This window comes from Nostoc sp. (genome assembly GCF_036917275.1).
GTDB lineage: Bacteria > Cyanobacteriota > Cyanobacteriia > Cyanobacteriales > Nostocaceae > Nostoc.
On record NZ_JBALDF010000055.1, the window covers coordinates 35,147 to 54,445 of the forward strand.

15 protein-coding genes, 1 tRNA gene and 1 pseudogene are annotated in these 19,299 nt (G+C 41.5%); 12 read left to right on the top strand and 5 right to left on the bottom strand.

Features of this window, described 5'->3' with window-relative positions; translation table 11 throughout:
* Positions 1-337 precede the first annotated feature (337 nt).
* The 5 genes from V7K35_RS19980 (at position 338) to V7K35_RS20000 (ending at position 6,761) form a co-directional block, all read left to right on the top strand.
* Positions 338-1,000: a class I SAM-dependent methyltransferase gene (locus tag V7K35_RS19980; protein WP_335080913.1), complete on the top strand. Its 663-nt coding sequence runs from the start codon at positions 338-340 to the stop codon at positions 998-1,000.
* Between the two features lie 319 nt (positions 1,001-1,319).
* A complete protein-coding gene (locus V7K35_RS19985) occupies positions 1,320-2,702 on the top strand; it encodes an AAA-like domain-containing protein (protein WP_442939749.1) in 1,383 nt (460 codons plus the stop codon).
* A gap of 130 nt (positions 2,703-2,832) precedes the next feature.
* Complete coding sequence (locus V7K35_RS19990) at positions 2,833-4,395, top strand: AAA-like domain-containing protein (RefSeq protein ID WP_335080915.1); 1,563 nt, start codon at positions 2,833-2,835, stop codon at positions 4,393-4,395.
* 214 nt (positions 4,396-4,609) lie between these two features.
* A complete protein-coding gene (locus tag V7K35_RS19995; RefSeq protein ID WP_335080916.1) occupies positions 4,610-6,226 on the top strand; it encodes an eCIS core domain-containing protein in 1,617 nt (538 codons plus the stop codon).
* Positions 6,227-6,620: 394 nt separating this feature from the next.
* Positions 6,621-6,761, top strand: a complete 141-nt coding sequence (locus tag V7K35_RS20000) for a hypothetical protein (RefSeq protein WP_335080917.1) — start codon at positions 6,621-6,623, stop codon at positions 6,759-6,761.
* A 32-nt stretch (positions 6,762-6,793) separates the two neighbouring features.
* On the opposite strand, the pseudogene V7K35_RS20005 reads toward V7K35_RS20000, so the two are convergent.
* Positions 6,794-6,934, bottom strand: a pseudogene (locus V7K35_RS20005) (type II toxin-antitoxin system HicA family toxin); the annotation flags it as partial.
* Between the two features lie 102 nt (positions 6,935-7,036).
* Entirely contained in the window at positions 7,037-7,258 is a 222-nt protein-coding gene (locus tag V7K35_RS20010; RefSeq protein ID WP_335080918.1) for a type II toxin-antitoxin system HicB family antitoxin, read from the bottom strand.
* A gap of 356 nt (positions 7,259-7,614) precedes the next feature.
* On the opposite strand from V7K35_RS20010, the gene V7K35_RS20015 reads away from it, so the two are divergent.
* The 4 genes from V7K35_RS20015 to V7K35_RS20030 all read left to right on the top strand — a co-directional run bounded on the left by V7K35_RS20015 (position 7,615) and on the right by V7K35_RS20030 (position 12,672).
* Positions 7,615-7,860, top strand: a complete 246-nt coding sequence (locus tag V7K35_RS20015; RefSeq protein WP_335080919.1) for a hypothetical protein — start codon at positions 7,615-7,617, stop codon at positions 7,858-7,860.
* Positions 7,861-8,321: 461 nt separating this feature from the next.
* Positions 8,322-10,481, top strand: a complete 2,160-nt coding sequence (gene recQ / locus V7K35_RS20020; protein WP_335080921.1) for a DNA helicase RecQ — start codon at positions 8,322-8,324, stop codon at positions 10,479-10,481.
* 416 nt (positions 10,482-10,897) lie between these two features.
* Complete coding sequence (locus tag V7K35_RS20025; RefSeq protein WP_335080922.1) at positions 10,898-11,470, top strand: Uma2 family endonuclease; 573 nt, start codon at positions 10,898-10,900, stop codon at positions 11,468-11,470.
* Between the two features lie 11 nt (positions 11,471-11,481).
* Complete coding sequence (locus V7K35_RS20030) at positions 11,482-12,672, top strand: MFS transporter (RefSeq protein ID WP_335080923.1); 1,191 nt, start codon at positions 11,482-11,484, stop codon at positions 12,670-12,672.
* A 572-nt stretch (positions 12,673-13,244) separates the two neighbouring features.
* On the opposite strand, the gene V7K35_RS20035 is transcribed toward V7K35_RS20030, so the two are convergent.
* The gene (locus V7K35_RS20035) at positions 13,245-13,490 is read right to left on the bottom strand and encodes a hypothetical protein (RefSeq protein WP_335080924.1); all 246 of its coding nucleotides are present in this window, start codon (positions 13,488-13,490) and stop codon (positions 13,245-13,247) included.
* A 256-nt stretch (positions 13,491-13,746) separates the two neighbouring features.
* Here V7K35_RS20035 and V7K35_RS20040 point away from each other — a divergent pair, with 256 nt between their 5' ends.
* On the top strand, positions 13,747-15,723 hold the full coding sequence (locus tag V7K35_RS20040; protein ID WP_335080925.1) for an AMP-dependent synthetase/ligase: 1,977 nt from the start codon (positions 13,747-13,749) through the stop codon (positions 15,721-15,723).
* A gap of 42 nt (positions 15,724-15,765) precedes the next feature.
* The gene (locus V7K35_RS20045) at positions 15,766-16,215 is read left to right on the top strand and encodes a YlqD family protein (protein WP_012412623.1); all 450 of its coding nucleotides are present in this window, start codon (positions 15,766-15,768) and stop codon (positions 16,213-16,215) included.
* Positions 16,216-16,385: 170 nt separating this feature from the next.
* On the opposite strand, the gene V7K35_RS20050 is transcribed toward V7K35_RS20045, so the two are convergent.
* On the bottom strand, positions 16,386-16,907 hold the full coding sequence (locus V7K35_RS20050) for a hypothetical protein (protein WP_335080926.1): 522 nt from the start codon (positions 16,905-16,907) through the stop codon (positions 16,386-16,388).
* Between the two features lie 564 nt (positions 16,908-17,471).
* Here V7K35_RS20050 and V7K35_RS20055 point away from each other — a divergent pair.
* The gene (locus V7K35_RS20055) at positions 17,472-18,773 is read left to right on the top strand and encodes a dihydrolipoamide acetyltransferase family protein (RefSeq protein WP_335080927.1); all 1,302 of its coding nucleotides are present in this window, start codon (positions 17,472-17,474) and stop codon (positions 18,771-18,773) included.
* Positions 18,774-19,148: 375 nt separating this feature from the next.
* Here V7K35_RS20055 and V7K35_RS20060 read toward each other — a convergent pair.
* Positions 19,149-19,221, bottom strand: a tRNA-Arg gene (locus V7K35_RS20060).
* Positions 19,222-19,299 lie beyond the last annotated feature (78 nt).

Genomic DNA, 19,299 nt, shown 5'->3' on the forward strand with positions numbered 1-19,299 from the left:
AGCCGACACATTAACAATGCAGCCGATACATTAACAATGCAAACCGACACATTGGCATTGTAAACCGACACATTGGCATTGCAAGCCGACGCATTAACAATGTAAACTGACACATTAGCATTACAAGCCAACGCATTAACAATGTAAAGCGACGCATTGGCATTGCTGGGTATTTTATTAATTCGCTACAAATTAATGAAATACTGTACTAAGTGTAGTGTTTAGTTGGCGATCGCTAACTAGATCAGGACTTACGCACAGGTGCAGATTCCCACTCGCTGTTGAAGTTGAAACTGCAAGCGCTGCGTGAACGTTATGGATTGCAGGAAGGCACGTTATGACAACTCAAACACTAGGACTCGAACAAAACCTCTATGACTACTTACTATCAATCTCTCTACGAGAACCAGAGATTTTAACTCAACTGAGACAGGAAACAGCCCAGTATCCAATCGGCAGGATGCAGATTGCTCCCGAACAGGGGCAATTTTTGGCGTTACTGGTGCAGTTGTTGGCAGCGAAGAAAACTTTGGAAATTGGGGTATTTACAGGCTATAGTGCCTTAGTGGTGGCATTGGCGTTACCGAGCGACGGTCAGGTGGTAGCCTGTGATGTGAGTGAGGAATTTACAACGATCGCACGGCGTTACTGGCAGCAAGCAGGAGTGGCGGATAAAATTCAACTGCACATCGCCCCAGCTTTGGAGACTTTGGATCGGCTATTGGCAACAGGAGAAGCGGAAACTTTTGATTTTGCCTTTATCGATGCAGATAAGAGCAACTATGATGGCTATTATGAGCGATCGCTGCAATTAGTGCGACGGGGAGGACTGATTGCGATCGATAATGTCCTTTGGTCAGGTAGGGTTGCCGATCCCCAAGTGCAAGATAATAGAACTAAAAGAATTCGTGCCTTTAATCAAAAGCTGCATCAAGACCAGCGAGTTAGTCTTAGTTTAGTAGCGATCGCAGATGGCTTGACTCTGGCACTGAAGAAGTAATATCTTTGAATCCCCATTTATCCATTTATTACGAAGGCAGAAGCGGCGTAGTGTCGCTTTGACATAAAAATAGTGGTTCCATAAGTTACTTTCATCTGTGACCCTTGAGAAAAAGACCATTTGTAGCAGCTAATTCCCACTAAAATCCACTTTTGCTACTCTGAAGTGTGACAATAATAATTTTCTTTCTTTGAAGATTAATAAAGAGGACAATTTTTCTACCCATACATACTTTTTTTCTTTTTTTAAGTATTTATTCGGTAATATATTATTACTAGACCAAAGTGGATAAATGCATCTACTAATTGTTTAACCTTTAATATCCGTGGAAGATATTCAGCAAGCAGTAGAAAGAATTTTGCAAGACAAGCCTCTTGCTTCCATTCAGTGGTTTGTGCTCTCTCAATCGTGGTTGGGCAAAAGTTACAGTGAAATGGCAGAGGCATCAGGCTACCGCAACAATTACATCAAGGAAGTTGGCTCTGAGTTGTGGCAAGACCTTTCCGTTGCACTTGGAAAAAGAGTAACGAAAAAAAATCTGCATTTAGCCTTGAATAAATACTTGCAAGACAAAATAGGCGATCGGGAGAATCAAAGTCAACATCAGTTCGGCGAAGTATCTAGCTTAGAAATATCTCCAGACTTTTTTTCAGCAAGCAAGATAGAATTTCCTAGCGGCCCTGTACCACTGGGTTCTCCTTTTTACATCAATCGCCCACCTCTAGAAGAACTTGTTTGTAGCGAGATTTTACACCCTGGTTGCTTAATCCGGATTAAAGCACCTAGAAAAATGGGAAAAAGTTCACTGCTCAACCGGATGATTGCTTATGCTAGAGAGCAAGGTTATCAAATTGTCTATTTGGACTTTCAAGAAGCTGACCAAGACGTTTTTGCTTGTATTGATAAATTTTTGCGTTGGTTTTGTGTCAATGTCAGCAGGCAGTTAAATCTTTTTCCAAGTCTAGATGATTTTTGGGATACGGAAATGGGCAGCAAGGTAAGCTGCAAAATCTATTTTGAAGCATATCTGCTGCAATACATTGATCAAAATCCTGTAGTTTTGGCTTTGAATGAAGTCCATCGAGTTTTTGAACATCCGAATATTGCCCAAGACTTTCTGCCAATGCTGCGATTTTGGCATGAACAAGGAAAGCAGGATCAAATCTGGCAAAAACTGCGGATGGTGGTGGTTCACACAACAGAAATTTATATTCCGCTCAACCTCAACCAATCGCCTTTCAATGTAGGAATAACAATTACCCTGCCACCGTTTACTCTCAATCAAATACAGAATTTAGCATTATGTTACGGACTACATTGGGCAGCAGATTCCGAAGGGACAAAACGCCTTGTACCCCTACAAGTAATGGTAGGAGGACATCCCTATTTAGTGAGCCTTGCGCTTTATCATCTATGTCAGGAGGAAATAACATTAGAGGAGTTACTAGAAACCGCATCTACACCAGTGGGAATTTACAGTCAGCATTTACGAGAATTGTTGAACCTACTCCAAAAAGAACCAGAATTAATGTCAGCTATGCAACAGGTAATTGCAACAGATGAAAAAGTAGAGCTAGACGCGATCGCTGCTTATAAGCTAGAAAGCATGGGTTTGGTTCAACTAAACGGCAATCAAGCTCACACGATGTGTGAGTTATATCGCCTTTATTTTAGCCAACAACTTGGACACTCAGGGTACTAATGGTTCTGGTAGACTATTGAAAGACAAATAATCAAAATAACTAATTCTCATTCTTAATATGAATTTTATCAATTGTCCCGATATTAATTCATTTATTAAGAATGTGAACGAATTTTAAATTTTAAATCAAATGAACAATTACCGATACCAAGTTGGCGGCACTCTAACCAGTGACGCTCCTAGCTATGTTGAGCGTAGGGCAGATGTAGAACTTTACGAAGCCTTGAAACAGGGTGAATTTTGCTACATCCTTAGTTGTAGGCAAATGGGCAAATCCTCACTGATGGTCAAAACAAAGCATCGCTTGCAACAAGAAGGCTTTAGATGTGCAACCGTTGATATGACTAATATTGGTTGCGAAAATATTACTCCAGAGCAATGGTATAAGGGAATTATCGGGGACTTATGGTTAGGTTTTAAACTGTTAGGAAAAGTCAATTTAAAAAGTTGGTGTGAACAACAAAATGACATTTCTTCAGTTCAGAAACTCAGTCTGTTTATTTTGGAAAATCTGTTAGCTCAATTTCCTAACGAAAGATTATTTATTTTTATTGATGAAATTGATAGTATTCTCAACCTTGATTTCTCTGTTGATGACTTTTTTAACTTAATTCGATTTTGCTACAACCAACGAGCAGTTGATCCAGAGTATCATCGGATTACATTTGCAATTTTCGGTGTTGCGACACCTTCAGAATTAATTCTATATCGAAATCATTCTACACCGTTTAATTTTGGAAAAGCTATACAAGTAAATGGTTTTACATTTGAAGAAGCTCAACCACTATCATTGGGACTGGATATTAAAGACAATCATCCTCAGAAAGTTTTGAAAGAAGTATTAGCTTGGACAGAAGGGCAACCATTTCTTACTCAAAAGCTGTGTCGGCTACTTGTCAGTTTATCTCAAGATGATGTGGGTAGAAAGCTAAAATTTCCCCCTGGCACAGAAGAATTTTGGATAGAAAATGTGGTGCGATCGCACATTATCGAGAAATGGGAATCACTTGATGAACCAGAGCATTTGCGGACAATTCGCGATCGCATCCTCAGAAACGAACAAATTGCCGCTAGATTGCTGGGAATTTATCAGCAAATTCTCCAAGGAGTGGAAGTACCAGCCGACGACAGTCGAGAACAGGTAGAACTATTGCTGTCTGGTTTGGTGATCAAAAAGCAAGGTTTTCTCCAAATCAAAAACCGAATTTATCAAGAAGTTTTCAATTTAGAGTGGGCTGGAAAAAAATTAGCTTACTTGCGCCCCTACTACGAAACCTTCAATGCATGGGTAGCCTCAAAAGAAAAGGACGAATCTCGCTTATTGCATGGACAAGCCTTGATTGATGCCCAAACTTGGGCAAATGGTAAAAGCTTGAGCAACTTAGATTATCGATTTTTAGCTGCTAGTGAAGAATTAGATCGGCGAGAAATGCAGCAAGCGTTAGAAGCCGAACGTGCTAAAGAAGTTGAAGCACGACTTGCAGAACACGAAAAAAGGCTGGCTCAAGAAAAGAAATTTGCCAGAATAGTCACACTTTTGCTCTTGGGCATGACGATTAAGTTGGTGATTTCTCTAATGTGGGGAATGTCGCTTTTACGAAAGATTGATGCTTTAGAATCACAGAGAAAATGTACCCAGATAGGGCATCAGGGCAAAGTAATAACTGCAAATTCTCGCTTAGGTGGATGCTGAGGCGAATTTGAGATTTTACTTTTTGCAGAATTAATTAAAAGTTACATTCTTTGAATATGAATCTCTACCTGAAGATAGATGAATACATTTTATACCAAACAAATAATTCTATGCAGTACTATATATATATTTCTTTCGATAAAGATATTACCCAAAGTTAGTAGACCGAAAACTTAATGTCAGGTTAACTGCAAATAGATAACTTGTAAAAACAATGCACAATAAAAGATTGTCAAAGACTTCCTCATCCATTAATAGCAATTCCCAAGCAGCAGAACAAAACCCCCAATTGGCGTATAGACCCTTTGGTAGCCAAATTCAAAAAGCATCAGCTGCACCAGTGACACAAAGTACAAAAGAAGATGTTGCCTTTGCAGAACAAAAGATGGAGGCTTTTGGACTGGAATTACAAGCCAAATATGGCAAGATTACGCCAGAGGGGCAGGAACGGCTGACTGTGCTGCAAGCCAAGATGGCTAGCTTCTCGTCTTCTCAACTGGAACACGCGAGGCGATTTAGTCATAATATTGCCAATATTCCACTAAGAAGACCAGATACACCAATTCAGGCAAAGCTGACAATTGGGGAGCCTGGAGATAAGTATGAGCAGGAAGCTGACGAAACAGCGCGTCAGGTTGTGCAACGGATTCATCAGCCACAGAGCGATAAACTTCAACGCGAGTCATTGCCTGATGAGGAAGAATTCCAAATGAAGCCGATGGTGCAGCGTCGTGTGTCAGACGGTGGTATGGCAGCAACACAAGATTTGGAAGCATCCATCAATCAGGCACGGGGTGGGGGACAGCCATTAGCAAACAATATCCGTGAACCGATGGAGCAAGGATTTGGGGCTGATTTCAGTAGGGTGAAGGTTCACACTGATACTCAGGCAGACCAGTTGAATCGGTCGATACAGGCGAAGGCGTTTACGACGGGGCAAGATGTATTCTTTCGACAGGGGGCGTATGAGCCGGGGAGTCGAGGGGGGCAGGAGTTGATTGCCCATGAGTTGACTCATGTGGTGCAGCAGAATGGGGGGGCTGTGCAGCGTTTCAAAGATAACGGCAAGATGGAGAAGATCGGCAGTGTTCCCGACTTTTATGAGCAGATAAATCAGCTCGGTGAGATCGACAGGACGCGACACCATATTGTTCCCAAAGACACGCTGATGAACTTCTACAACGCCGTGCATAGCAGCGGCGACCTCGCTCAACTTAAAGGAGAGCTTAAGGAGCTCGCAACCAACAGCCTTAATAACTACGGTTTTAAGAATGTAACCTTTGAACAATTCCAAGCTGCGAAGAAGGAGCGTCCCGGTGAGCATGCAAAAGCCACAGAGGAGGACTGGAAAGATGCAGGTGGACGAACTGAGCAGGAGCTACACAATGAGATCGAAAACTTGGTCTCTAAAGATAATGAGAAACATGCTGGTCCAAAGGACTCCGAGGCTGCTGAAATAATTGAGAAGATGTATCAATGGTTTCCCGGTAACCTCGTCATCGGGCCGGGCGGACGCAAAGACGATCCTGGAAACAGATTCGAGGATAACGCGGACAAGCTACTGCCTGCCAACGACTTTGAGAATCTGAAGACAATGTACCAGAAAATGGAAGAGTATAAAAAATTGGCGTTAACAAAAGCTTCCTCACCGGGCAAGAAGAAAAACAAAGCGCTGCCACAGGTAGATGAGGGCGCAGTATCGCCGCGATTAGAAGCGCTTAATTCTGTGATCGAATGTCTAAAAAAGGCTATGAAAAGGGAACAACCCTACGAATACAACGAGGAAAAGTGGGATATAAGCAAGGAATCTGGTCCTAAAATCAAGCAGTAAGGTATGCACTAGCTCAATCCGCAGAAAGACCCCATCTTGTGCCATCAAAAGATTATAAGCCTGCCTTAGGAGCAATCGGATCTCAAATCTAATTTTAGCGTACGCCGATCTTGTAACGACTGTCTTAAAAGTCAAGTGATCGCTCATTTATGATGATTGATGAGCGTGCCGCAGCTACGCCCGTCGTAGACATCGCCAACAGAAAGCATGGTCTGACCAAAGCTGCCGATGATGTGAGTTAAAATCCTGAGATCTTCACAACTACTCACGCAGACAGCCCCCGAAAAAGCGATCGCTCATGTATGATAGTTGATAAGCGTGCGAGCGCTTCATCTTCCAAGTGCGCTCGCCTATCTGATAGCGAGAGTCAAATAATAAAAGTGATCGCTCATATATGAATGTTGATGAAGCTGCGATCGCCTCATCTTCCAAGTGCGATGGCCTATCTGATAACGAGAGTCAAATAATAAAAGCGATCGCTCCTAGCATGAAGGTTGATGAGTGTGCGATCGCCTATCTTGTAGGTTGGGTTTAGTACCGACATCAAACAATAAAATTACACCTAATTTATTTTCCCAATAACTCAGAGAAAGTTTCCTTATCAATACCAATATCCTGAATCAGACCCATTAAAGTCCCTTGTTTTAGGTCTTTTCCCGAATGAATAGGAACAACAACCCTTTGTCCATAACTATCCTTGTAAATAGCATGACTCCCCTTTTAACGGTCAAGATAAAAACCTAAATTTTCGATGACTTTGATAAATTCTTTAGCTTTGACACGCTTGAAAATTACTCATGCCAAGATACTTCAAGGCTTAACAATTAAATCATCTCTAGGAATTGACTGATTATCAGCCCTTAAACTTTCAATATATAATTCAATAGCTTCTGTAATATTCTCGATGGCCTCTTCAAAAGAATCTCCTTGAGAATGACAACCTTTTAGAATAGGACAAAAAGCGTGATAACCTCCATCTGATTCTTTTTCAAGAAGAACTGTGTAATTGTAAATTTGTTTATTGTTGTCCATATATTTTCAACTTGTTTGTGATCTACCTACTTTTAACTTAGACTGATTTCATAATAAAGGCTTTTAGGTTATGTTGGTAAAGCAGTGCGATCACCGATGTAGCATCTATCTTAAAAGTCAAGCGACGCCGAATAGCCCGTCGTAGACATCGCCTATCTTGTAGGATGTGTTAAAAGGTACAGCACCAATATATAAAATCATACGTCTTGTGCCCCTACAATCCCGTGTGTCCCGACGCCAATATTGATTTAGTGCAATAATTTAACATGAGTTCGATCAAGCTAAAAAAGCGATGAGGGTAAGACTTGTAAGTTTATATTTTACGAGTTCTGTTATCAACCCAAATAATTCAGAGGATGAAGCAATTGAGTAACCTAGATAGAGTTCTAGATGCCGCAATGGAGCTTACTTTAGAGCAGCAAGAAATGCTGGTACAAATTCTCAAAAACCGAATTATTGAAAGTCGGCGAGATGATATTGCGTCAGATGCAGCAGCTTCCATTGCTGAATTCCAAGCAGGTAGGCTCAAAGTCCAGACTGCTAGTGAAGCAATTCAAGAATTACGGGAATATCTCAATAACCCAAATGCAGCCGATGTATAGGTTGGTTATCACTAGCAAATTTAAAAGTAGCTCTCCGAAAATTTGCTCGTCGTAATGCTGACTTGCAAACCAGAATAGAAGAAACTATTGGTGCTATGGAGAATGATATATTTGAAGCTAACTTGGGCACTCACAAGTTAGAGGGAAAGTTATCAGGGTTACTTTCATGCTCTTGTGGATATGATTGTCGCATTGTTTTCTCACTGAAAACTGATGAGGAGAGTGGGGAACAAGTTGTTCTTTTGTTAGACATTGGTACTCATGACGACGTTTATTAGCTCAATACAAGTAAAATTGCTGATTTTGTAGGAACTGTCTTGAAAGTCAAGCGACGCCGAATAGCCCGTCCTAGACATCGCCAACAGAAACGCAGGTCTTCTCAAAGCTGCCGATGATGTGAGTTAAAATCCTGATATCTTCAATAACTACTCACGCAGACAGCCCCGGAAAAAGCGATCGCTATGCTTCAGTACCCCAATCTCGAACAAGCGCTAAAATATCACTTCGGTTACGACCAATTCCGCCCCGGACAACGGCAAATTATCGAAGATGCGCTGCAAAATCGGGATTTATTGATTGTCATGCCTACGGGCGGGGGAAAATCTCTGTGCTTTCAGTTACCTGCATTGATCAAAAAAGGTTTAACGGTGGTGGTGTCGCCATTAATCGCTTTGATGCAAGATCAAGTGGAAGGACTGCGAAATAATAATATTGCTGCCACATTTCTGAATAGTAGTCTGAATCCCTATAAAGTGCGATCGCGGGAAGAAGCCATCCTCAGCGGTAAAGTTAGATTACTTTACGTCGCCCCAGAACGTCTGTTGAGTGAAAGATTTCTGCCGTTTCTCGATTTAGTCAAGGAAAAAATTGGGATTGCAGCTTTTGCGATTGACGAAGCCCACTGCGTCTCTGAGTGGGGACACGACTTCCGTCCAGAATATCGGCAGATGAAATCTCTGCGGAAACGCTATCCTGATGTCCCTACCCTCGCCCTCACCGCCACAGCAACCGATCGCGTCCGTGCTGATATTATCCAACAACTTGGGCTAAAGCAACCCAGTATTCACCTTGCTAGCTTTAACCGCCAAAATCTTTACTACGAAGTTCGTTCTAAAACCAAGTCTGCTTATGCTGAATTGTTAGAACTCGTTCGGGAAAATGAGGGTTCAGCAATTATTTATTGTCTGACGCGCAAAAAAGTTGATGAACTCACCTTTAAACTGCAAAATGATAAAATTTCTGCTTTGTCCTATCATGCCGGATTAACTGATGAAGAACGCAGCAGCAATCAAACTCGATTTATTCGAGATGATGTGCGCGTCATGGTGGCAACAATTGCCTTTGGTATGGGAATTAATAAGCCAGATGTGCGATTAGTAATTCACTTTGATTTACCGCGTAATTTGGAAAGTTATTATCAAGAATCAGGTAGGGCGGGAAGGGATAGTGAACCTTCACGTTGTACACTTTTTTTCAGTTTCAGTGATATTAAAACTATTGAATGGAGTATTAACCAAAAAACTGATCCTCAAGAACAGTTGATTGCTAAACAACAGCTGCGTCAAGTAATTGACTATGCGGAAGGTACTGTTTGTCGGCGGACAATTCAGCTAGGTTATTTTGGGGAACGTTTTGGTGGGAATTGCGGTAACTGCGATAATTGCCGTTATCCCAAACCAATGCAAGACTGGACAATTGAAGCCATGAAGTTTTTATCTTGTGTGGCGCGTTGTAAAGAAAGATTTGGGATGCTGCACATTATTGATGTGTTGCGGGGGGCAAAAAACCAGAAAATCACCCAAAACGAACACGATAAACTTTCTACCTATGGTATTGGCAAAGATAAGAGTGTAGATGAGTGGCGGATGCTGGGGCGATCGCTTTTACATCAAGGGTTGCTAGAACAGACTAGCGATGGTTACTCAGTTTTGAAGCTTAATGCCCTCAGTTGGGAAGTGATGCGGCGACAGCACACAGTTTCTCTTGCTGTTCCTGTAGCACAGAAGATTACTTGGGAAGAAGGGAGTGAAAAAGCTGCTGAAGCAGAGATATTAATGCAGAGGTTGCGATCGCTCCGTAAACAACTTGCTGATGAACAATCTGTTCCACCTTACGTTGTCTTTCAAGATTCTACCCTGAAATTGATGGCACAGGTACAACCTAAAACACTAACCGAATTTGGTAAACTTTCCGGTGTAGGTAGTCATAAACTTTCCCAATATGGCGATAAGTTCCTCACCGAAATTCGTGCCTACCGCCAAGAAAAAGGTTTGGTAGATCCACCACAGGTTAATTTTACACCCTCTCTTAGCTTACCTTCCGACACTGAAATATTCACGTTTCAGTTGCATAAACAAGGTTTGAGTGTTAATGAAATTGCCAAAAAACGCAACATTCGTCCTACTACAATCATTCGTCATTTGGCAGATTTAATTGAAAAAAATCAGCCTGTAGATTTAAATCAGTTAGTATCTGTGGAACATCAACAAAAAATTTGGCAAGTTTTAGAAGTGCTTGGTGATATTTCTTTAACGCCAATTCGAGAACAACTAGGCGAAAGCTATACTTTTGATGAAATTCGCTTAGTTCGGGGTAAGTGGCGGCGCGAAAATCGTAAATGATGATTAGATTTTAAAGGATATTTTCAAAGCGGCTACACATGCAAAGTCCACCTCCGTGGACTAAGATAAAATCAAGGGCACGAGTTCCATTTAGCATATCAACACTTCTGGATGTATATTTATTTATTAAAAGTTAATGAAAAATTTACTAATACACATTTGATAGTCTATGTACCCTCAGAAAAAATTAGTATTAGAGAGTTTTTTATTAAAACGATTATCAAAAGGAATTTCTTTCACTCATTCAAGAGAACTCTAACCCTCTCATACTGGTTGGTTGGTTTTGCCTTTTATTTGGTGCATTTTGTTTAAGTCTTATTATTTACTCATATATATGTTTTTTGAAAGCTTAGATAGGGAAGCTAAACTTAAATTTTATGATTAAAATACAAGAGCAAGATTAAAGGAGTTAGCCGATGAGTCAGATGCTTAATACAGGAGTACGCTGGACAATTCACGATGTGGAACTCTTCGCAGAAAATGAAGGGACGCGCTACGAGATAGTTGATGGAGAATTATTTGTGACTAGATCACCTCACTTTAAACATCAGCAAACTTGTGGCCGAATTTTCCGACAACTTGATGTTTGGTCAGATTCTACTGGTTTAGGGGAAGCTGTAATCAACCCTGGTATTTTGTTTTCAGAATCAGATAATGTGATTCCTGATGTAGTTTGGGCTACTAAAGAAACCTTGGCGCTAACATTGGATGAAGCGGGACATTTAACTGGCGCACCAGATTTAGTAGTCGAAGTTTTGTCTCTTAGCAAGTCAGACCAAAGACGGGATAAGGAAGCTAAACTTAAACTTTATTCTTCCAGAGGAGTAAAAGAATATTGGATTGCTGATTGGCGATCGCGTAAACTAGAGGTCTATCGGCGCCAAGAAAATCAACTTAAATTGGTAGAAACCCTATTTAGTAGCGATATTATAATTTCTCCTTTATTACCTGGTTTTGGCTGTACTGTAAACCAGTTTTTTCCTGTATAAATTTAGTTTGAATGCAAAAACAAATCTCAAGTAACGGATTAACTAAAGTCCAGGTAATGATTATGGCGATCGCAGCTGGTGTCTGTGTTGCCAACGTTTATTATAATCAGCCAATCCTTAAAGATATTGCATCTTCTTTTGGAGTCAGTGAAGGCGAAGCGGGTAGCATATCTGTGCTTACGCAAGTTGGTTACGGTTTTGGGCTTTTCTTCCTAATCCCCTTGGGCGATAAAATCAACAAGAAAAAATTAATTCTTTGCTTACTGACATGTTTGTTCTGTTTGTTGATCCTCATGACGTTTTCACAAAACATCGTCGAAGTTTGGATATTGAGCGTAGCAATTGGGATTGCAACAGTCTCAGCCCAGGTTATTCTTCCTTTAGCAGCGAGTATAGATAGAGTAACTACAGGCAAAACTGTAGGCAACATTTTTACTGGTATATTGATCGGAATTTTAGGAGCAAGGGTTTTTAGTGGATATATTGCTGAATGGTTGAGTTGGCGTTATGTATATGGATTTTCAGCAGGAATGATTTTAATTGTTACTATTTTACTACAGATATACTTGCCTAATGTCAAAAATGAATATAGTGGTGATTATTTAGATTTATTAAACTCAACGCTTCAACAATTAAAACGTTTTTCACTCTTGAGAGAAACGTCTTTAATTGGTGGGTTATTGTTTGGTGTCTTTTGCTCATTTTGGACAACGCTGACTTTCCATTTAAGCGGAGCGCCTTTTAATTTTCAATCTGACACAATTGGGATGTATGGCTTTGTGGCGATCGCAGGTGCATTGATGGCACCAGTTTTTGGTAAATTAGCCGATCAAGGTAACTCCCAACGTTCCTTGACTATTGCTGTATCAATGGTGATTACAGGTTTAGTAATTGCTAAAATTGCTTCTAGTTCAGCGATTGCGATCGCTGTTGCTGTATTGTTACTAGATATAGGTGTACAGGCAACGCAGGTCACTAATGTCGCAACGATATACACTCTTGATGCTCAATCGAATAGTCGCATCAACACAGTTTACATGACTACCTATTTTATGGGCGGTGCTGTAGGTACTAGCATTGGTCTATTATGCTGGCATCTTGGTGGCTGGAATTTGGTGACTTGGCAAATGTTAATTTTTACTTTACTGGCATTTTTTATTATCGTCAGACCTAAAATAACTACAGCAAAAACAAATAAATAATAAATAATCAAACTCTCGTTTTTGATTTATTATTGCCTACTTACTTAATCTTACTTGCTATGTCTATGCTAGGGACTAAGAAATTCTGCGTAGCAGCTTAATCACATGCTCATGAGTAGGTGCTATAATCACCGACAGGATGCCACTGTGAAAGTATGTACGCAGTGGACAATGTACTTATTTAAAAATTATAAATGCTTACAGTATATGAGTTTCAGCGATTATAGTAGAATGAGCGATGTCTACGATCGTCACTGACTTGTACTGAGCATCTCGGCTTGCTTCTCTGCGAGAGGCTGCGCCCTAAGCGTAGCTATGCCGCAGCCTCTCGCAGAGAAGTAGCTTGTCCTTCCCTACGGGTATCTTGCTAGCAACAGCGTCTGTCTGCAACACGCTGCACGAACGTAGAGAAGTGCGGCCTATTCGGCGTCGCTTAACTAAGTAGACGCATAAATTATTACTTGAAACGCAAAATATAGGTGTCAGAAAAAATAAATTTTTCCAATTCCCCAATATAAATATCTACAAAGCTGGACTGAAGTACCGAGTAATTTTTAGTGGCAAATAGCCCATCAATTTAGAGAACACTTGGGACAAAAATCAGGACTAAATTTACAGAATTGACTGCCTGTTAGTGCGTAAGCTGTACAATAAGGAAAACTCGTCAGTTCAACTTTGGCTGTTTGTAATTCTGAACCATTCAGCAACGCTTCAGTAGGTTTGGTTTTATCAGCTAGAAGGATAGCTACAAGCTTAGGAAATACCATGCAAGCAGCAGTGTTGATTAACGTTACCAGTATAGCCTCTATCAAATTCATAGGTAATCATCCCCTGTCAAAAATAGGTGATCGCTGTTCTTAGATGCAAGCATAATATATGTGTAGGATTAATGTTCAGTCAATCTATTGCTTGCAATCTATGTAAACTAAGTTTAACATAAATTTTTGTAAATATAAACGTGGAATTCCTGGAATTATCATACACAGAAGGGAATGTGGATAATAAGGATGGTGATTGTAGCAAAATAACAAATAAACTGGAAAACTATCAGTTACGATATTTAGGTAAGGTGTTATGTCAAAAACCCAAACTGCGTCTTCTTTTTTATCTAACATCAGTGAGCGAGAACGCCAGGCATTAAAGCGGTTGGTAGATTACACAAATGTGGAAACGTTGCCAGAAATTTGGCCTTTAGCAGCTGAACGATTTGGTGATGTTGTCGCCCTCCGCAGCCCTCACGCTAAACCAGAAGTAGTGATTACTTATACCCAGTTAACAGAGCAAATGCAACTATTTGCTGCTGGGTTACAGGCGTTGGGAATAAAAGTTGGCGATCGCATTTCCTTAATTTCTGACAACAGTCCTCGCTGGTTTATTGCCGATCAAGGTATCATGACTGCTGGTGGAGTTGATGCGGTGCGTAGCTCCCAAGCCGAAAAAGAAGAACTGCTGTTTATCATCGCTAATAGTGGCAGCACGGCAATAGTAATTGAGGATTTAAAGACACTTAAAAAACTGCAAGATCGCCTCAAAGATTTACCAATTCAGGTGGTAATATTACTTTCGGATGAAGCACCACCAACAGAGGAAACCCTAAAGGTGTTGAACTTTGCCCAGTTGATCGAAATTGGGAAAAATCATAGTTTTGTACCAGTTAAGCAAAATCGTGATGCTTTAGCAACCCTAATTTATACCTCTGGAACCACAGGTAAACCCAAGGGTGTAATGCTGTCTTATAACAATTTGATGCACCAAGTGACAACCTTTGGCACAGTATTACAACCAAACGCGGGTGATATCGTTCTCAGTATCCTACCTTCGTGGCACAGTTACGAACGAACTGTTGAGTATTATTTACTATCTCAAGGTTGCACGCAAGTTTATACTAACTTACGCTCTGTCAAAGGTGATTTAAGAGAATTTAAACCCAACTACATGGTGGGTGTACCCAGGCTGTGGGAATCGATTTATGAAGGAGTTCAAAAACAATTCCGCGAACAACCGGCGAATAAGCAACGCTTAGTTAACTTTTTATTGGGCATTAGTGAGAAATACATCAAAGCGCGGCGAATTGTTCAGGGATTGAGTTTAAATAATCTTCATACCTCAGCTGTGGAACGATTAACAGCTAAGATCCAAGCATCTGCTTTATTACCTCTCCATGCCTTGGGAGAACGACTGGTTTATGCCAAAGTGCGAGAAGCCACAGGAGGACAAGTTAAGCAGATGATTAGTGGTGGCGGTGCGCTTCCCAGACACATAGATAACTTCTTTGAAATTATTGGTGTGCAGATTTTGCAAGGTTATGGTTTGACAGAAACTTCTCCTGTTACCCATGTCCGGCGTCCTTGGCGAAATTTGATTGGTGCATCAGGGCTACCACTTCCGGCTACAGAAGCTAAAATTGTAGATCCTGAGACAAAAGCGCCTCTACCAATAGAGAAGCGAGGCTTGCTATTGTTGAGGGGACCACAGATTATGCAAGGCTATTACCAAAATCCCGAAGCGACAGCGAAAGCAATTGACGCCGAAGGTTGGTTTGATAGCGGCGATTTGGGTTGGCTGACACCACAAGACGACTTGGTGTTGACTGGCAGAGCAAAAGATACGATTGTATTGACTAATGGGGAAAACATCGAGCCGCAGCCGATCGAAGATGCCTGTTTGCGATCACCATATATCGATCAAATTATGCTCGTTGGCCAAGATCAGCGCAGCTTGGGAGCCTTAATTGTCCCCAATGTCGAAGCCCTAGAAAAATGGGCAGCAAGTCAGAATCTGATCCTGGATACACAGAATGATCAAGTTACTTCCACAGATAGTCAAAAAATTGACTTGGGGAGTAGAATGATCCAGGATTTATTTCGGCAAGAATTGAATCGGGAAGTGCAAAATCGTCCAGGCTTTCGACCGGATGACCGCATCGGGACATTCAAACTCATTCTGGAACCGTTTTCCATCGAAAATGGCATGATGACACAGACACTAAAAGTTCGACGACAGGTCGTCATGGAACGCTATCACGATATTATTGACGGCATGTTTGCCTGATAATTCCACCTGCCAACTAGTAAGAGTGAACGTGAAATATTTATGGATGTCTCCAAATCTAATTTGCTCCTAAAACGCGTTGTTAACGTCAAAGTCATTGTTACTCCCCTCTGGAAAGAGGAAGTACAACAGCAGCTGCAAACGCAGATCAATCAACTTGACCAACAACTGCAACAGCTAGATGTTGAAGGACAAAGAGCGATCGCTGCAATTCAAAAGCAGAGTTTACAACCACCTGGCCCCCAGACTCTCCAACAAATTGACAATATCCAACTCCAAGTCAATCAAAAGAAAAGTGAATTTCTAGAGCAGAAAAATCAGTTGCTACAAAATCTCCAGCAAGTGCAGTTTCTCCAGCAAGATCAGGAAGTTAACCAATTCCAAATGGAAGGCTTTTTCCGGGTAGAAATCGGTGATAACCTGATTAGTAAAATGCAGGTCGAAATCGTTCTGCGTGATGGCGTTGTAGAAGAAATTCGCGGCGACATTTAGAAAGTTATGAGTCGTTCAGTTTTGGATTTTGGATTTTAGGTTTTTCCTCTAATCCTTGACGCTCATTGCGCGGCATTATCTCCCCTTCTCACATTGGCAGAGGCTAACGCTAAGGGAAAAGACTGTGCTGCTTCACCAAAATCCAAAATTTAAAATTGGCAGACTTTTAATTATCGACAGATGTGATTTAACTTGAGTTTGGAGCGGCTCCCAGCCCAACATTCCACCTGGGAGCCAGCCCAAACAATTTCCCACACTGGAGGTGAGCTAATAAAAAGCGATCGCCCAAAGGTTGTCATCTCAACTCGATATTTAATACCAACAGAATCATCACCCCGCTTGATTTGCGTAATCGTTACAAAAGCCTGATTTCGTTGCGGATAAGCTACCTCTACCTTTCGCGTTCCTCGCACTGATGCTATGTCGTCAAAAGCATTCAGCGCAAGGGTAGCAGGATCACTACCTTGGAGCGATGAGTTAATATTTACTAAAGGTATAGTTTTATAATCGGAACGTTCTAAGTATGCCACAACCTCCTGAGACTGATGTATTGCCCCCACCTGCTGGGCAAGTTCCTTATTAGTCTCAACAATCGGTGCATATTGCTGACTCTGGGTAATATATATTCCAGCGCCAGTAGTGGCAAAGATACTTAGTATCACAATCAAAAATAATTTCAGCTTTGCCGGCATAAAAGTAAACAGGAATTTCAAATAGGTTTATTACCAATTTTGAATTCTAGATTGAACTGCATCCCATATCCTCTACCTGTGAGAAGCTCCTATATCTTAAGCAGTGGTTATAAGGAATATAAATAGCAATCCCATTTAATCTGTGAACAACTCATGGTGGTTTTTGCTAGTCAACTACTAAAACTAGATCGAGATATTGGCTAACCATTGAGGATAGCTCTGTATTATAGACCTTTAAGTTATATTTAGGTTCCTATTTGGAGTTAGGAACTCTCCCCCTGCTCCCTCATCTCCTCCACTCCCCAATACCCAATGCCTAATCTAAAATATAAAATCTCCAATCCAAAATTGTTCTTGTAAGAGTCAAAGGATCGCGCTCACCCGACATCCCGCCCCAGTTCGGTAAAGATCCCCCCGTTATCGATTGCTGGAAGTCCCTAAGAATCCCCAGACTGAACATATGAGCGCAGCGAGATTTGTTCAGTCCGGGGAGTGTCAACAAGATACAATTCGATCTGATAAAAGCTGTTAAAGTCCATAAACCATTGATTCCCAAACCACCCTATGAGCATTCACGAAGTATTTATGCCAGCGCTGAGTTCTACTATGACCGAAGGCAAAATCGTTTCCTGGGTGAAATCGCCAGGTGACAAAGTGGAAAAAGGCGAAACAGTGGTGGTTGTAGAGTCAGATAAGGCAGATATGGATGTAGAAACCTTTTATGAGGGATTTCTTGCTCATATCATAGTTGAAGCTGGTGAAACTGCCCCGGTAGGATCTGCGATCGCCTTTATTGCAGAAACGGAAGCTGAAATTGAACAGGCGAAATCTCTTGCCAATTCAGGCGGCGTGGCTGCTAATGCTACGTCATCTCCCGAACCAATCCCCGCCACAGCCTCAGCTGCAACACCTGCCTTAGTCTCTCAAAACGGGTCTAACCACAAAGAAGGAAGGCTTGTAGCTTCACCCCGGGCCCGTAAATTAGCCAAAGAACTCAAAGTTGATTTGACTACTCTCCAAGGCAGTGGTCCCCACGGCCGCATTGTCGCCGAAGATATAGAAGCATTGTCCAATCAGGGCAAGCAACTTGCTACTACCCCAGTTGCCCCACCAGCACCTGTACCAAGCAGCACCCCAGTTGCACCCCCAGCACCTCGGACACCAGCACCCACGCCAGCAGTAGCGGCTGTTGCTGGTCAAATCGTGCCTCTAACTACCTTCCAAAATGCCGTAGTGCGGAACATGGTAGCCACCATATCCGTGCCCGTCTTCCGCGTCGGTTATACAATTACCACCGATGGTTTAGACAAGCTTTATAAACAAATTAAATCCAAAGGCGTGACAATGACAGCGCTGCTGGCAAAAGCTGTCGCAGTGACTTTACAAAAACACCCATTGTTAAATGCTAGCTACTCAGACCAGGGCATCGTCTATCATTCTGATATCAACATTTCCGTAGCAGTAGCGATGGATGATGGCGGATTGATTACGCCTGTGCTGCAAAATGCCGACGCAGTGGATATATATTCTCTATCACGTACTTGGAAGTCTTTGGTAGACAGAGCTAGGGCAAAACAACTACAGCCCCAAGAATACAACAGTGGTACTTTTACCCTGTCAAATTTAGGGATGTTTGGCGTAGACAAATTTGATGCGATTTTACCGCCTGGACAAGGGTCAATTTTAGCGATCGGGGCATCTTGTCCGCAAGTGGTAGCAACAGCAGACGGTTTGTTTGGTGTGCGACAACAAATGCAAGTCAATATTACTTCCGACCATCGGATTATTTACGGTGCCCATGCTGCGGCGTTCTTGCAAGATTTAGCGAAATTGATTGAGACGAATCCTCAATCTTTGACAATGTAGTTTTGAGACACCAAATTTACCAAATTTAAATGTTAGCGCTATCAGCGAGCAGCACTAAGTCGAAGAGTAGCGCTAACAACAAACAATACCTACACTTAAATTTTTATGCACATAATTTAATATCACAATGGACACCATCTGTCCATTAAACCGATTTGCAATGACGCTCAAGGCTTCGCTAAAGCAATTACGTTTTGTAACGGGGACGCTCGCTACGCTCGAAGTCAAAAGTTAAGAGTCAAAAGTCAAAAATAATTACTTTTGATTTTTGATTTTTGAATGAGTGACTTTCCCGCAGGGGTGGGGGACTTAAACCCTCAATGAGGAAATCATCAGATCACGTTTCAGTGCTTGAGGGTTGATATTTATTTAGAACGAGCGCGGCAGGGTTCGAACCTGCGACCGATTGCTTAGAAGGCAATTGCTCTATCCACTGAGCTACGCGCCCAAAACAAAATTATGGCTCCCAAAGGAGTCACCTGCATTATTATATCGTTCCTACCTACCAAGAAGCAATCGAAAATTG

Bases quoted from the DNA above. Each gene is read 5' to 3' on its own strand.
- V7K35_RS19980 (WP_335080913.1), top strand. From the start codon at position 338: ATGACAACTCAAACACTAGGACTCGAACAAAACCTCTATGACTACTTA.
- V7K35_RS19990 (WP_335080915.1), top strand. From the start codon at position 2,833: ATGAACAATTACCGATACCAAGTTGGCGGCACTCTAACCAGTGACGCT.
- V7K35_RS19995 (WP_335080916.1), top strand. From the start codon at position 4,610: ATGCACAATAAAAGATTGTCAAAGACTTCCTCATCCATTAATAGCAAT.
- V7K35_RS20000 (WP_335080917.1), top strand. From the start codon at position 6,621: ATGAATGTTGATGAAGCTGCGATCGCCTCATCTTCCAAGTGCGATGGC.
- V7K35_RS20010 (WP_335080918.1), bottom strand. From the start codon at position 7,258: ATGGACAACAATAAACAAATTTACAATTACACAGTTCTTCTTGAAAAA.
- V7K35_RS20015 (WP_335080919.1), top strand. From the start codon at position 7,615: ATGAAGCAATTGAGTAACCTAGATAGAGTTCTAGATGCCGCAATGGAG.
- recQ (WP_335080921.1), top strand. From the start codon at position 8,322: ATGCTTCAGTACCCCAATCTCGAACAAGCGCTAAAATATCACTTCGGT.
- V7K35_RS20025 (WP_335080922.1), top strand. From the start codon at position 10,898: ATGAGTCAGATGCTTAATACAGGAGTACGCTGGACAATTCACGATGTG.
- V7K35_RS20030 (WP_335080923.1), top strand. From the start codon at position 11,482: ATGCAAAAACAAATCTCAAGTAACGGATTAACTAAAGTCCAGGTAATG.
- V7K35_RS20035 (WP_335080924.1), bottom strand. From the start codon at position 13,490: ATGAATTTGATAGAGGCTATACTGGTAACGTTAATCAACACTGCTGCT.
- V7K35_RS20040 (WP_335080925.1), top strand. From the start codon at position 13,747: ATGTCAAAAACCCAAACTGCGTCTTCTTTTTTATCTAACATCAGTGAG.
- V7K35_RS20045 (WP_012412623.1), top strand. From the start codon at position 15,766: ATGGATGTCTCCAAATCTAATTTGCTCCTAAAACGCGTTGTTAACGTC.
- V7K35_RS20050 (WP_335080926.1), bottom strand. From the start codon at position 16,907: ATGCCGGCAAAGCTGAAATTATTTTTGATTGTGATACTAAGTATCTTT.
- V7K35_RS20055 (WP_335080927.1), top strand. From the start codon at position 17,472: ATGAGCATTCACGAAGTATTTATGCCAGCGCTGAGTTCTACTATGACC.